The 13258-nt window shown below is 73.6% G+C and carries 14 protein-coding genes; 9 read left to right on the forward strand and 5 right to left on the reverse strand.

Going from position 1 to position 13258, the window contains the following annotated elements:
• Positions 1-25: 25 nt before the first annotated feature.
• Entirely contained in the window at positions 26-382 is a 357-nt protein-coding gene (locus ACZ3IL_RS05855) for a HesB/IscA family protein (RefSeq protein WP_018848827.1), read from the reverse strand.
• 235 nt (positions 383-617) lie between these two features.
• Between ACZ3IL_RS05855 and nadA the strand changes: the two genes are divergently transcribed.
• Entirely contained in the window at positions 618-1805 is a 1188-nt protein-coding gene (nadA, locus tag ACZ3IL_RS05860; RefSeq protein ID WP_467387027.1) for a quinolinate synthase NadA, read from the forward strand.
• Between the two features lie 117 nt (positions 1806-1922).
• On the opposite strand, the gene pspAA is transcribed toward nadA, so the two are convergent.
• Positions 1923-2201, reverse strand: coding sequence for a PspA-associated protein PspAA (gene pspAA, locus ACZ3IL_RS05865; RefSeq protein ID WP_467387029.1), 279 nt, complete (start codon positions 2199-2201; stop codon positions 1923-1925).
• A 46-nt stretch (positions 2202-2247) separates the two neighbouring features.
• Positions 2248-3120, reverse strand: a complete 873-nt coding sequence (locus tag ACZ3IL_RS05870) for a PspA/IM30 family protein (RefSeq protein WP_467387031.1) — start codon at positions 3118-3120, stop codon at positions 2248-2250.
• Positions 3121-3315: 195 nt separating this feature from the next.
• Between ACZ3IL_RS05870 and ACZ3IL_RS05875 the strand changes: the two genes are divergently transcribed.
• The 3 genes from ACZ3IL_RS05875 (at position 3316) to ACZ3IL_RS05885 (ending at position 6006) form a co-directional block, all read left to right on the forward strand.
• A complete protein-coding gene (locus ACZ3IL_RS05875; RefSeq protein WP_467387033.1) occupies positions 3316-3921 on the forward strand; it encodes a DUF3043 domain-containing protein in 606 nt (201 codons plus the stop codon).
• Positions 3922-4028: 107 nt separating this feature from the next.
• A complete protein-coding gene (locus tag ACZ3IL_RS05880; protein WP_467388165.1) occupies positions 4029-4763 on the forward strand; it encodes a class I SAM-dependent methyltransferase in 735 nt (244 codons plus the stop codon).
• Between the two features lie 163 nt (positions 4764-4926).
• Complete coding sequence (locus tag ACZ3IL_RS05885) at positions 4927-6006, forward strand: S1C family serine protease (protein WP_467387035.1); 1080 nt, start codon at positions 4927-4929, stop codon at positions 6004-6006.
• A 58-nt stretch (positions 6007-6064) separates the two neighbouring features.
• On the opposite strand, the gene ACZ3IL_RS05890 is transcribed toward ACZ3IL_RS05885, so the two are convergent.
• The gene (locus ACZ3IL_RS05890; RefSeq protein WP_467387037.1) at positions 6065-6271 is read right to left on the reverse strand and encodes a hypothetical protein; all 207 of its coding nucleotides are present in this window, start codon (positions 6269-6271) and stop codon (positions 6065-6067) included.
• 91 nt (positions 6272-6362) lie between these two features.
• On the opposite strand from ACZ3IL_RS05890, the gene ACZ3IL_RS05895 reads away from it, so the two are divergent.
• The 4 genes from ACZ3IL_RS05895 to ACZ3IL_RS05910 all read left to right on the forward strand — a co-directional run bounded on the left by ACZ3IL_RS05895 (position 6363) and on the right by ACZ3IL_RS05910 (position 11293).
• Positions 6363-7565: a bifunctional adenosylcobinamide kinase/adenosylcobinamide-phosphate guanylyltransferase gene (locus ACZ3IL_RS05895; RefSeq protein WP_467387039.1), complete on the forward strand. Its 1203-nt coding sequence runs from the start codon at positions 6363-6365 to the stop codon at positions 7563-7565.
• Between the two features lie 45 nt (positions 7566-7610).
• Entirely contained in the window at positions 7611-8699 is a 1089-nt protein-coding gene (gene cobT, locus ACZ3IL_RS05900; RefSeq protein WP_467387041.1) for a nicotinate-nucleotide--dimethylbenzimidazole phosphoribosyltransferase, read from the forward strand.
• Positions 8700-8807: 108 nt separating this feature from the next.
• Entirely contained in the window at positions 8808-10571 is a 1764-nt protein-coding gene (locus tag ACZ3IL_RS05905; protein WP_467387043.1) for a phosphatidylglycerol lysyltransferase domain-containing protein, read from the forward strand.
• A complete protein-coding gene (locus ACZ3IL_RS05910) occupies positions 10568-11293 on the forward strand; it encodes a hypothetical protein (protein ID WP_467387045.1) in 726 nt (241 codons plus the stop codon). The genes ACZ3IL_RS05905 and ACZ3IL_RS05910 overlap by 4 nt, the downstream gene beginning before the upstream one ends.
• Here the strand turns inward: ACZ3IL_RS05910 and ACZ3IL_RS05915 are convergent.
• A complete protein-coding gene (locus tag ACZ3IL_RS05915) occupies positions 11233-12000 on the reverse strand; it encodes a hypothetical protein (protein WP_467387047.1) in 768 nt (255 codons plus the stop codon). The two genes, ACZ3IL_RS05910 and ACZ3IL_RS05915, sit on opposite strands and share 61 nt — an antisense overlap.
• A gap of 34 nt (positions 12001-12034) precedes the next feature.
• Here ACZ3IL_RS05915 and cobS point away from each other — a divergent pair, with 34 nt between their 5' ends.
• A complete protein-coding gene (gene cobS, locus ACZ3IL_RS05920) occupies positions 12035-12841 on the forward strand; it encodes an adenosylcobinamide-GDP ribazoletransferase (protein ID WP_467387049.1) in 807 nt (268 codons plus the stop codon).
• Positions 12842-13258 lie beyond the last annotated feature (417 nt).

Here is a 13258-nt window from a genome sequence, read left to right on the forward strand (position 1 = left end):
GCCGCCGCCCTCCGGTTCGTACGGACTAGCTGAACGAGTCGCCGCAGGCGCAGGAGCCCGTGGCGTTCGGGTTGTCGATGGTGAAGCCCTGCTTCTCGATGGTGTCGACGAAGTCGATGGAGGCGCCGCCCAGGTACGGGGCGCTCATGCGGTCGGTGACGACCTTGACGCCGTCGAAGTCCTTCACGACGTCGCCGTCGAGCGAACGCTCGTCGAAGAAGAGCTGGTAACGCAGGCCGGAGCAGCCGCCGGGCTGAACGGCGACGCGCAGGGCCAGGTCGTCACGGCCTTCCTGGTCGAGGAGGGCCTTCACCTTGGCCGCGGCGGCGTCGGACAGGAGGATGCCGTCGCTGACAGTGGTCTTCTCGTCCGATACGGACATCTGCTTCTCTCCCGGTGTGTACGGAGACTGCTTGCCGCCGGTTGCAACCGGCGGTGCCCCGGATTCATTCCGGGCCGAGTGTGTCTTCCTCCTTCATGCTCGCACACCCCGCGCCGGACGCGGAGGCGGCGAATTCGTCACATGGACACTATGGCCGTCGTCAACGTGACGCGAAGAGGTTATGATAGATAGCGTCATTTAGACGAAAAGGTTCCCCGAAGAAAGGGTGCGTGACGTGACCACGGCCCAAACCCGTCATGAGCTCGACGTCCAGCCGACGCCGCTCGCCCTGCTCCTGCTCGGCCGCGAGGCCGACCCGAAGAGCGAGCGCGGCGTGGAGTGTCCGGGCGACCTGCCGTCGCCCTCCGACCCGGACCTCGTGGAGCGCGCCCGCGCCGCCAAGGAGAAGCTCGGGGACAAGGTCTTCGTGCTCGGCCACCACTACCAGCGCGACGAGGTCATCCAGTTCGCCGACGTCACCGGCGACTCCTTCAAGCTCGCGCGCGACGCGGCCGCCAGGCCGGAGGCGGAGTACATCGTCTTCTGCGGCGTGCACTTCATGGCGGAGTCGGCCGACATCCTCACCGGCGACGACCAGAAGGTCGTCCTGCCCGACCTCGCGGCCGGCTGCTCGATGGCCGACATGGCCACCGCCGAGCAGGTCGCCGAGTGCTGGGACGTGCTGACCGAGGCCGGGATCGCCGAGCAGGTCGTGCCCGTCTCGTACATGAACTCCTCGGCCGACATCAAGGCCTTCACCGGCAAGCACGGGGGCACCATCTGCACCTCGTCCAACGCCGAGCGGGCCCTGAACTGGGCGTTCGAGCAGGGCGAGAAGGTGCTCTTCCTGCCGGACCAGCACCTGGGCCGCAACACCGCCGTCCGCGACATGGGCATGTCCCTGGACGACTGCGTGCTCTACAACCCGCACAAGCCGAACGGCGGGCTCACCGCCGAGGAGCTGCGCGCCGCGAAGATGATCCTGTGGCGGGGTCACTGCTCGGTGCACGGCCGCTTCTCGCTGGAGTCGGTCAACGACGTGCGCGAGCGCATCCCGGGGGTGAACGTCCTCGTCCACCCCGAGTGCCGGCACGAGGTCGTCGCCGCCGCGGATTACGTGGGCTCGACCGAGTACATCATCAACACCCTGGAGGCGGCCCCGGCCGGTTCCAAGTGGGCCATCGGCACGGAGCTGAACCTGGTCCGGCGGCTGGCGAACCGATTCGCCGACCAGGGCAAGGAGATCGTCTTCCTCGACAAGACGGTCTGCTTCTGCTCGACCATGAACCGCATCGACCTGCCGCACCTGGTGTGGACCCTGGAGTCGCTGGCCGAGGGCAACCTCGTCAACCAGATCCGGGTCGACAAGGAGACGGAGAGCTTCGCGAAGCTGGCCCTGGAGCGGATGCTGGCACTGCCGTAACGATTCCCCGCCCGGGAGACCGGGAGCCGGGGAACACGGAGGGCGCGAAGAGAACGGAGGTCCCGCCACCCCTCGGGGTGGCGGGACCTCCGTGCGGAAAGAGCCGGTCGCGGCGGGTCAGTTCGGGATGAGGCCGTCGCCGGAGAGCATCGCCCTGACCTCTTCGAGGCTCGCGTCCGGAGCCGGGAGGATCAGCTCCGAAGGCTCCAGGGCGTCGTCGGGAAGCGGCTCGCCGAGCCGCCGGACGGCGTCGAGGAGGGCGCCGAACGTCCGCCGGAACCCGTCCTCGTCCCCCGCCCGCGTCTCCGCGAGCAGTTCCTCGTCGAGCACGTTCAGCTCGGCGAGGTGGCCGTCGGCCAGCCTCCGCTGGCCCTCCCCCATGATCCGTACGATCATGACGCGTCCTGTTCTCCGGGGCCGCCGGGAACCGCCGGCCGTTCTCCTACTTCTCGAAGCGCGGGTGGGACTGCTGCCGGTCGCGGTCCTGCGGCGCCGCCGTCCCGCCGCCCTCGATGGCCTGCTGCTGCGCCGACGGCCCGCCCGCCAGCTCGGCCTTCATCCGCTGGAGCTCCAGCTCGACGTCCGTGCCGCCGGACAGCCGGTCGAGCTCCGCCTGGATGTCGTCCTTCGCGAGCCCGGACTGGTCGTCCAGGGCGCCCGAGGCGAGCAGTTCGTCGATCGCCCCGGCGCGCGCCTGGAGCTGGGCGGTCTTGTCCTCGGCCCGCTGGATCGCCAGGCCGACGTCGCTCATCTCCTCCGAGATGCCGGAGAACGACTCGGCGATCCGGGTCTGCGCCTGGGCCGCCGTGTAGGTCGCCTTGATCGTCTCCTTCTTGGTGCGGAAGGCGTCGACCTTGGCCTGGAGGCGCTGAGCGGCGAGGGTGAGCTTCTCCTCCTCGCCCTGCAGCGTCCGGTGCTGCGTCTCCAGGTCGCCGACCTGCTGCTGGAGCGCGGCCCGCCGGGACAGCGCCTCGCGCGCCAGGTCCTCGCGGCCGAGCGCCAGCGCCTTGCGGCCCTGGTCCTCCAGCTTGGCGGACTGGCCCTGCAGCTGGTTCAGCTGGAGTTCGAGCCGCTTGCGGGAGGTGGCGACGTCGGCGACGCCCCGCCGCACCTTCTGGAGCAGCTCCAACTGCTTCTGGTACGAGTAGTCGAGCGTCTCGCGCGGGTCCTCGGCCCGGTCAAGGGCCTTGTTCGCCTTCGCGCGGAAGATCATCCCCATACGCTTCATGACACCGCTCATGGGCTTCGCGCGCCCCCTTCTGACGGACTCGGCCGACTCTTCCAACAAGGTCCACAGTACGGGCCCCGACTCCATTACCGCACTGTTCGGAGCGGGATGCGCTCCTCCCCAAGGACGACTGCGCGCGGCGCTGCCTCCCGCGCAGGGAGTAGGCGCATCCCGGGGAGACGCGCACCCGTCCCCTCCCCCACCGCCGAGGACGCGGTCCGTTAGCGGATCGTTCCCGCCCGGCATGGGGTTCATGCCCCCCACCCCGTACCCTTGGGTTTTGTGTTCCGTAGCCGTTCGAAGGAAGAGAAGGCCCCCACCGACAAGGTGACGGCGGACCTCTCCACCCAGCAGCCCCGCGACCCCCAGGCCCCCAAGGGCCGCCCGACGCCGAAGCGGAGCGAGGCGCAGTCCCAGCGCCGTCGTGCCGCGACGGTGCCGACCGACCGCAAGGAGGCCGCCAAGCGCCAGCGCGAGGCACGCCGCTCGGACCTGGCCCGTCAGCGCGAGGCGCTGGCCAGTGGCGACGAGCGTTATCTGCCGGCCCGCGACAAGGGTCCGGTCCGCCGCTTCGTGCGCGACTTCGTGGACTCGCGGTTCGCGATCGCCGAGTACTTCCTGCCGATGGCCGTGGTGATCCTCGTGCTGTCGCTGTTCGGCAACGCCAACCGGGGGCTGCAGAACATCTCGCTGCTCCTCTGGCTCGGCGTGATCGTCCTGATCGTCATCGACTCGATCGGCATCTGGCTCCGCCTGCGGAAGCAGCTCCACGAGCGCTTCCCGAACGAGCCGAAGCGCGGGGCCGTGGCCTACGGCCTGATGCGCACGCTCCAGATGCGCCGACTGCGGCTGCCGAAGCCGCAGGTCAAGCGCGGGGAGCGGCCCTGAGCACCGACGGCCCGGAAGCCGGCGGGTCCGTGTCCGGCGGAGCGACGCCGGGTACGGGCGGCCCCGTCCTGCCCGTCGTCACGCACTGGCCCGCCGGGACCGGCGGGCTGCGCGACACCATTCGCCAGGAGATCGTCGCCCGCCAGCTCGACGAGCAGATAACGGGCCGGTACCCCGTGGGGCAGCGGCTGCGCATCCTCGACGCGGGGATGGGGCAGGGCGTCCAGGCCCTGCGCCTGGCGCGGGCCGGGCACACGGTGACCGGTCTGGAGGCCGATCCCGACCTCCTGAAGGCGGCCCGCGAGTCGCTGTCGACCGAGCCCGCCGGCATCCGCGAGCGGGTCCGGCTGATCGAGGGCGACGGGCGCGAGACCGGGGTGCACTTCCTGCCCGGCAGCTTCGACGTGGTCCTCTGCCACGGCGTGCTCATGTACGCGGACGAGCCGGACGCGCTGCTCGCGGGCCTGGCCCGGATGCTGGCCCCGGGGGGCCTGCTCTCCCTGGTGGTGCGGAACGCCGACGCCCTGGCCATGCGGCCGGGGATCGCCGGGGACTGGGCGGGGGCGCTCGCGGGCTTCGACTCCGACGTATACACCGACGACGACGGCGTGAAGGTGCGGGCCGACCGGCTGGACGCGCTGACGTCGACGCTCTCGGGGATCGCGGCGCCGCTGCACGCCTGGTACGGGGTGCGGATCTTCACCGACGGCGTCCCGGCCGAGGTGGGCCTGCCCGCCGCCGACGAGCTGGACCGGCTGTTCGCCGCCGAGGAACGGGCGGGCCGCACGGACCCGTACCGGCGGATCGCGGCGCTGCTGCACCTGTGCGGGGTGCGGGGCTGAAGGACGTCGCGGAAGGCCCGGTTCCGGGCCTTGCGCGCTCCCCGGCTCAGGGCCTTGTGCGCCACCCCTCGGCTCCGGGCCCGGGGCGGGGCCCCTCCCGGGGCTCCCCCTGATCGGGTGCGCTCGCCGGGCCCGGGAACGGGAGGGAACGGATACTCCGGACATGGACGTATCCCGTGCCCGCGCCCGTACCCGTGTCCGCCGCCTCCTCCTTCCGCCGGCCGCCGGGGTCTGCGCCGCCGCGCTCGTCGGGGCCTGTTCCGCCGCGGGGGACGCCTCCGCGCCGGAGCGGCCCACCCGGGCGGCCGCGCCGCTCGCCGCCCGCGGGCTCCAGGACGACTACCGGGCCGCCATCAAGGACGTCCTGCCGTCCGTCGTGCAGATCGACGCGTCGGACAGCCTCGGCTCCGGGGTCGTCTACGACGCCAAGGGCCACATCGTCACCAACGCGCACGTCGTCGGCCAGGAGAAGAGCTTCAAGGTCACGGCGGCCACCGGCGGGCAGCCGGTGACGGCGCGGCTCGTCGCCTCGTACCCGGAGCAGGACCTGGCGGTGCTCCGCCTGAGCACCGTGCCGCAGGGGCTGAAGGCGGCCAGGTTCGGCGACTCCTCCACCGTGGACATGGGGCAGATCGTGCTCGCCATGGGCTCCCCGCTGGGGCTGTCCGGCAGCGTGACCCAGGGCATCGTCTCGGCCACCGGCCGGACGGTCAGCGAGGGGCGGACCGGCGGCGGCACGGGCGCGACCATCGCGAACATGGTCCAGACGTCGGCCGCGATCAACCCCGGGAACAGCGGGGGCGCCCTGGTGAACCTCGACAGCGAGGTCATCGGCATCCCGACCCTCGCGGCGTCCGACCCGGAGCTGGGCGGGGGCGCGGCGCCCGGCATCGGCTTCGCGATCCCCGCCTCGACGGTGCGGACGATCGCGGACCAGATCATCAAGAACGGCAAGGTGACGGATTCGGGCCGGGCGGCCCTGAACGTCACCGGCCGCACGGTCCTGAGCGACGACTACGAGCCGGCGGGCGTGGCGGTGGTCGAGGCGCCCGCGGGCGGCGCGGCCGGCCGGGCGGGCCTCAGGCCGGGCGACGTGATCACGCGGCTCGGCGACGACGAGATCACGACCATCACCTCCCTGTCGGAGGCGCTGGCCTCGCGGAAGCCGGGCGAGAAGGTGACGGTGACGTACGTGCGGGGCACGGAGACGAAGAAGACCGAGGTCACGCTGGGCGAGATGTGACCGGGCCGGAAGGGGCGCGGGACTCCGGCCCCGCGCCCTCCGCCGCCGGACGGGCGCCCTATCCCTCCGCGTTCAGGGGCATCGGGCCGTAGACCTTCGTGCCGTCCTCCGAGAGGGTCACCTGCTCGGCGCCGCCGCCCAGGAGGTCACGCCAGTGCTCCCCGATCCAGCTCTCCGCGTCGCCCTGGGTGGTGAACTCCTCGGGAGTCACCACCGGCTCGACCTCCGTGCCGTCGGCCTTCTCGAACCGCCACGTCCATGCCATGCAAGCCTCCTGGAGCCCACTGGATGATCGGTTTCCTGCCCGCAGCGTAGCCGGGCGCGCACGCCTCGCGGTGGCGCGGGAGGATCTGGGGGTGGAACTGACTCTGCTCGGCACCGGCGCCCCGCGCGGCCTCCCCCGCCCCGACTGCCCCTGCGCCGTGTGCGCGCTCTCCCGCGGCCCGCGCGCGCGGGCCGCGACCGCGCTGCTCGTGGACGGGGCCCTGCTGCTGGACCTCACCCCGGGGGCCGTGCTCGCCGCCGCCCGGTCGGGCCGTTCGCTCGTGGGCGTCCGGCAGGTGCTGCTCACCCATCCGCACGACGGGCCGCCCCTGGAGCTCCCGCCGGGGCTCCCGACGGCCGGGCGGGTGCCGGACGGACGGGAGCTGACGCTCATCAGCGGCCACCGGGTCCGGGCGGTGCCGATGGACTCCCCCGGGACCGGGTACGAGGTGACCTCGGCGGACGGCGAGCGGCTGCTCTACCTGCCGCCGGGCGGGGCCCCGGCGGGGCTCCCGGAGGACCACCGGACGCCGTACGACCTGGTGGTGGCCGATGTGACGGGCCGCCCGGACGCGCTGGCCCGGCTGCGGGCGAGCGGGGCCGTGGGTCCGGCCACCGACGTGGTCGCGGCGCACCTGGACCACGGCGCGCCGGTGGGCTCCGAACTGGACCGGCGGCTCGCGGCGGCGGGCGCGCGGGCGGTGCCGGACGGGACGACGCTGTACGTGGGCGAGTACCACGAGGTGCCGGACGTGCCGCGGCGGACCCTGGTGACCGGCGGGGCCCGGTCGGGGAAGTCGGTGGAGGCCGAACGGCGCCTGGAGACCTTCCCCGAGGTGGTGTACGTGGCGACCGGCGGCCGGCGGGAGGGCGACCCGGAGTGGGCGGAGCGGGTGGGCCTGCACCGGGAGCGGCGGCCCGCCTCGTGGCGCACCGTCGAGACCTGCGACCTCGTGCCCCTGCTCGCGGAGGACGGTCCGGCGCTCCTGGTCGACTGTCTGTCGCTGTGGCTGACGGACGCCATGGACCGGGTGGGCGCCTGGGACGACGCGGAGTGGGAGGCCCGGGGCCGGAAGGCGCTGCGGGAGCGGACGGCGGAGCTGGTGGCGGCGGTGCGGGCGACGCGCCGCACGGTCGTGGCGGTGACGAACGAGACCGGCTCGGGCGTGGTGCCCGCGACGGCGGCGGGGCGGCGGTTCCGCGACGAGCTGGGGCGGCTGAACGCGGCCTTCGCGGACGAGTGCGAGCAGGTGCTGCTGGTGGTCGCGGGACAGGTCCTCGTGCTGCGCGGGTAGGGTGCGAACACCTGTGGACCTCGCTGATTGTCACAAGGCGGAACCGTGAACCTGGACGACTTCTCCGATCTGATCGAGCGCCCCGACGGGGGGATACGGCGGGACGCCGAAGAGCGCCGGGAACGGCTCGTCGTGCCGCCGGGGGCGCTCGGCCGGCTGGACGAGCTGGGCGAGTGGCTGTCCGCCGCGCAGGCCTCGGCCCGGGTGCGGACGATCGGGCAGCCGAAGGCGGTCCTGTTCGCGGGCGACCACGGGGTGGCCTCACTGGGCGTGTCGGGCCGCGCGGCCGGTACCGCGCACGAGCTGGTGCGGGCGGTCCTGGACGGGGCGAGCCCGGTGGCCGTGCTGGCCCGTTCCACGGGGGTGCCGGTGCGGGTCGTGGACGCCGGCCTGGACTGCGATCCCGGGCTGCTGCCCGCCGGGGTGGTGCGGCACCGGATCAGGCGCGGGAGCGGCCGGATCGACGTGGAGGACGCGCTGACGGCCGGGGAGGCCGAGGCGGCGGTCCGGCTCGGCGTCGCGATCGCGGACGAGGAGGCGGACTCGGGCACCGATCTGGTGGTGCTCGGGGACCTGAGCGTCGGCGGCACGACCCCGGCGTGCACCCTGATCGCGGCCCTGTGCGGGACGGACGCCTCGGTGGTGACCGGCCGCGGCGGGGCCGGGATCGACGACCTGGCGTGGATGCGCAAGTGCGCGGCGATCCGGGACGCGCTGCGGCGGGCCCGGCCGGTCCTCGGCGACCAGCTGGAGCTGCTCGCGGCGGTCGGCGGCGCGGATCTGGCGGCGATGACGGGCTTCCTGCTCCAGGCGTCGGTGCGGCGGATGCCGGTGATCCTGGACGGGGTGGTGGGCGCGGCCTGCGCGCTCGTGGCGCAGCGGGCGGCGTTCCGGGCCCCGGACTGGTGGCTGGCGGGCCAGGTGAGCGGTGAGCCGGCGCAGGCGAAGGCGCTGGACCGGATGGCGCTCAACCCGCTGCTCGACCACGGCGTCCATGTGGGTGAGGGAACCGGGGCACTGCTCGCGCTTCCCCTGGTCCAGGCCGCGGCGGCGTTCGCCGCGGAACTGCCCGAGCGTCCGGACGCGACCACCCCGGACGGCGAGGGCGGTGCCCCGGAGACGCCCGGGGCCTGACGGGGGCGCCGGCGGACTCACACCGACTCCGGGCGGCCGCACGCGACGCGCGTGCGGCCGTCTTCGGCGTCGCCGCACGGCAAGCGGTGCCCCATATGATCGCTTTTCATGGGAGAGGTCCGTTTGTCCGCCGAAGGAGCGCCCCGGGGCACCACCGCCCTTTCGCGGCGCGGCGCCGCGTGCGCCGTCTGGTATCTGCGCGCCGTCACGTTCGTCAATTTCCTGAGCGCCGTCTGGGTCTCGTTCGGACAGGACCTGCGCCGCCACAACGAGGACGACTACTTCACCCCGTACCTGCTCACGGCGGGTTTCGCCTCGGGGCTCTTCACCCTCTTCCTGGCGATCACCATGCGCCGCCGCAAGCGGGCCGCGTGGATCCTGAACCTGGTGCTCGGCGGGCTCTTCCTGCTGCTCTTCGCCCTGGTGATGCTCTTCCCGGAGGTCCGGGAACACGCCCAGAACTGGATCTCACTGGGGCTGACCGCCGCCTTCGTCGCCGCGCTGCTGCTCGGCCGCCGGGAGTTCTACGCGAAGGGCGACCGCTCCAACCCGCCGCTCGCGGCGGTCGTGGCGGTCGGCGGGCTGCTCGTCACCTCGCTGCTCGCCGCCGTCCTGGTCACGGTCACCGACACCTCCCCGGCCCACGCCCCCTTCACCGAGCGCTGGCGGTACGGCGTGATGCGCCTGATCACCCTGGCCTCGGACGACTCGCGCTTCACCGGGATCTCCACCCCGGGCTGGGTGGACGTCGTCATCAACGTCCTGTCCACGCTGCTGCTGGTCGCGGTGCTCTACGCCGCCTTCCGCTCGCGGCGGGCCGTCGATCCGTTGACCGAGGAGGACGAGGAGGGGCTGCGGGCCCTGCTGGACAAGTACGGGGACCGCGACTCGCTCGGCTACTTCGCGCTGCGCCGCGAGAAGAGCGCGGTGTGGTCCCCGAGCCGGAAGGCGGCCGTCGTCTACCGGGTGGTCGGCGGGGTGTCGCTGGCCTCCGGCGACCCTATCGGGGACCCCGAGGCCTGGCCGGGCGCCATCGAGCCGTGGCTCGCCGAGGCCCGCGAGCACGGCTGGGTCCCGGCGGTGATGGGCGCGGGCGAGGAGGCCGGGACGATCTACGCCCGGCACGGCCTGGACGCCCTGGAGCTGGGCGACGAGGCGATCGTGGAGACCGCCGAGTTCACCCTGGAGGGCCGCGCCATGCGGACGGTCCGGCAGGCGTACAACCGGGTGAAGCGGGCCGGGTACGAGGTCCGCGTCCGGCGCCACGAGGACATCCCCGCCGAGGAGATGGCCGCGCTGGTGCGCAGGGCGGACGACTGGCGGGACGGGGCGACCGAGCGGGGCTTCTCGATGGCGCTGGGCCGGCTCGGCGACCCCCGGGACGGCCGCTGCGTGATGCTGGAGTGCACCGACGGGCGGGGGGAGCTGCGGGCCCTGCTCTCGTTCGTGCCGTGGGGGCCGAAGGGGCTCTCGCTGGACCTGATGCGCCGTGACCGGGAGTCGGAGAACGGCCTGATGGAGTTCATGGTCATCGAACTCCTCCAGCGGGCCGGGGAGATCGGGATCACTCAGGTCTCGCTGAACTTCGCGATGTTCCGCTCCGTCTTCGAACGCGGCTCGAAACTCGGGGCGGGACCGGTGCTGCGGATGTGGCGTTCGCTGCTCAGCTTCTTCTCCCGGTGGTGGCAGATCGAGTCGCTGTACCGTGCCAACGCCAAGTACCGACCGATCTGGGAGCCCCGATTCATGCTCTTCGAGAAGAGTGCGGACCTGCTCCGCATCGGTCTCGCCGCCGGGCGGGCCGAAGGGTTCCTGGAGGCACCCGGACTGCCGAAGTGGCTGCACCGCAGACACCTGGGGGGCGGGCGTTGAGCGGGTCCTCCCGGGAGGGGGGTGCCCGGCGGTTCGCCCGCCGCGAGTGGGGGCCGCTGTTCACCACCGTGCGGACGGCGCTCGTCACCGAGCGGTGGAGGGCGGTCCCGCTGACGCTGGCGTCGGTCTGCCTGACGGCGCTGTTCCAGCTCGTGCAGAACCAGGACTGGGGGTACCGGCCGGTCCGCGCCATCGGTTTCGTCCGGGCCGAGGACCCGCTCTGGCTGGCGCTGCTGCGGACCCCGTTCTCGCTCTTCGTGCCCGCGCTCGACCTGCCGGTCTGGGGCGCGCTCGCGCAGGTCCTGCTCGTGTTCGGGCTCGCCGAGATCTGTCTCGGCCGGTGGCGGACGCTCGCCGTCGCCTATCTGTCGACCCTCGCGGGCACGCTCTGGGCGCGCGTGGGCATCGCCCTCGGCCCGGACGGCCCGCTCGGCCTTCCGGCCTCCGACGCGCGGGTGGTCGACACCGGCCCGTCGGCGGCCGTGGTGGGCCTCGCCGTCTACGTCTGCTGGCGGTACCGCGCGTACGCGACCGGGGGCCTGGTGATCCTGGCGATGGTGGTGGAGGTGGTGGTCAAACCGAACCTGGCGGGCAAGGAGCACCTGGCGGCGATCGCCGCCGTCCTGGTCCTGATCGCCTTCACGGCCCGGCGCGAGCGGCGTCAGGGCGGGGGCGCGCCGGGTCCGTGGACGCGCTCCTGGAAGCCGCCGATCAGGTCCTGAAAGCGCCGCCGCACCCTGGTCCAGCGCTTGTCGTGGCGGTACGCGCGGACGCGGGAGCGGGCCCTGGCCCGGGGGCGGCGGCGGTAGAGGTGCCGGGACCACCAGGAGTCGGGGCGGGCGAGGCGGGCGGCGCCGACGATCGCCACGAACGGGACGAGGACCCCGATCACGGCCATCCGGAACTTCCCCTTCACCAGGGTGACCAGGGCGAGGAGGAAGTTCAGCGCGGTGGTCAGGACGAAGGCGGCCCGGTCCTGGCGTTCGGCGACGGACACGTTGTCCACGCCGAGCGGGGAGAAGCCGCCCAGGGCGAGCAGGGCCAGGGCGGCGGTGAGCACGACCACCTCGACGCTCTTGCGGCCGTCCTCGCTCCAGTACACGTCGTCGAGGTGGAGGATGAGCGCGAACTCGTCCAGGACGAGCCCCGCGCCGATCCCGAAGACGACGGCGGAGACGGCGGCGCCGACGCCGTGCCGGCCGCTGCCCACCGCGCCGAAGCCGCCCACGACGGAGAGGACGACCCCCGGCACCACGTGGTGGATGTGGAGGCCGCCGGAGCCGGAGACGTTCCGGAAGGGGCCCTTCCCCGCCCGGATCAGGCGGGTGACGGTGCGGGTGGCCAGGAACGTCACGACGAACGAGGCCAGGGCGAGGAGCATCGGGAGCTTGCCCGGTTCGAGGATGTTGCGCGAGAACCAGTGACCCATGCCACCCCCGTCCGGAATGTGTGTGATGCGCGTGATGCGCAATCTACCGTCCGGGAGCGGCGATTACCCTGCCCGGATGGACGGCCTGCGTTTCGCCTTCGGCACCCTCACGGTGCTCCCCGCCCGCATCACCCGCTGGGACCGGGACGCGGCGCGCGCGGGCATGCTCTGCGCCCCGCTCGCCGGCCTGGTCGTCGGCCTGGCCTCCGCAGCCCTCGGCGTAACGTTTCTTCTGCTCGGCTCGGGCCCGCTCCTCGCGGCCGTCGTCACCGTCGCCGTCCCCGCCGCGCTCACCCGGGGCCTCCACCTGGACGGCCTCGCGGACACCGCGGACGGCCTCGGCAGCGCCAAGCCCGCCGAGGACGCGCTGCGCGTCATGAAGCGGTCGGACATCGGCCCGTTCGGCGTGATCGCCGTGGTCCTCGTCCTGTTCGCCCAGGTCGCCGCCCTCTTCCGGCTGTACGGGGAGGACGGGGCCCGCGGCGCCGTCGCCACCGTCCTCGCCGCCGCCGTCGCCCGTCTCGCCCTCACCCACACCTCCCGCCACGGCGTCCCCGCGGCCCGCCCCGAGGGGCTCGGCGCGATCGTCGCCGCGACGGTCCCGGTCCGGTCCGCGACCCTCGCGACGGCCGCCTTCCTGGTCCTGTGCGCGGCGGCGGGCCTGCTCTTCTCCCCGTACGACGCGATCCGCCACGTCCTGGCGGCCGGCGTCGCCCTGGGCGCGGCGGCGCTGCTGCTGCGCCGGTGCGTACGGCGGTTCGGCGGGGTGACGGGGGACGTGTTCGGCGCGGTGGAGGAGACGGCGGCGACGGCGGCGCTGGTGGCCCTGACGCTGGGGTGACCGGCCTCCGCGCGGGCGCCGGGAACGGCGCGGGGCGGTTCCGCGCGTACGGTTCCGGCCCGTTTCCCCCGCCGGTGTCCTCCCCCGGCGGGGCCGCCCCGGGAAGGAGCGGGACCGGGCGGAGCCGCCGTACGGACGCCGCCGCGGGTGCCGCCGCCGGCGTGGTGGCGAGGACGTCGCCCCGGCCGGGCGGCACGGGCGCGGGAGAAGACCCCGGGCCGGACGGGACGAGCACGGGGGAAGACCCCCGGACCGGGCGGTTCCACGGGAAGGGACACCACGGACGGGTGAACCAACGCCGCCGTGGGCGAACCGGACGGGCGAGCGTAGGCTCGTTCCCGGCGCTCTCCGGGCCGAAATACGATGCGGCGGGCACGGTCGGCCCATCCACCGACCGACACAGGACTCACAGGAAGC

The sequence above is a fragment of the Streptomyces sp. NPDC014907 genome, assembly GCF_055562975.1.

Excerpts from the sequence above, each read along its gene's own strand:
- ACZ3IL_RS05870 (WP_467387031.1), bottom strand. The coding sequence starts at position 3,120 with ATGGAGTCGGGGCCCGTACTGTGGACCTTGTTGGAAGAGTCGGCCGAG.
- ACZ3IL_RS05905 (WP_467387043.1), top strand. The coding sequence starts at position 8,808 with ATGGGAGAGGTCCGTTTGTCCGCCGAAGGAGCGCCCCGGGGCACCACC.
- ACZ3IL_RS05885 (WP_467387035.1), top strand. The coding sequence starts at position 4,927 with ATGGACGTATCCCGTGCCCGCGCCCGTACCCGTGTCCGCCGCCTCCTC.
- pspAA (WP_467387029.1), bottom strand. The coding sequence starts at position 2,201 with ATGATCGTACGGATCATGGGGGAGGGCCAGCGGAGGCTGGCCGACGGC.
- ACZ3IL_RS05890 (WP_467387037.1), bottom strand. The coding sequence starts at position 6,271 with ATGGCATGGACGTGGCGGTTCGAGAAGGCCGACGGCACGGAGGTCGAG.
- ACZ3IL_RS05855 (WP_018848827.1), bottom strand. The coding sequence starts at position 382 with ATGTCCGTATCGGACGAGAAGACCACTGTCAGCGACGGCATCCTCCTG.
- cobS (WP_467387049.1), top strand. The coding sequence starts at position 12,035 with ATGCGCAATCTACCGTCCGGGAGCGGCGATTACCCTGCCCGGATGGAC.
- ACZ3IL_RS05915 (WP_467387047.1), bottom strand. The coding sequence starts at position 12,000 with ATGGGTCACTGGTTCTCGCGCAACATCCTCGAACCGGGCAAGCTCCCG.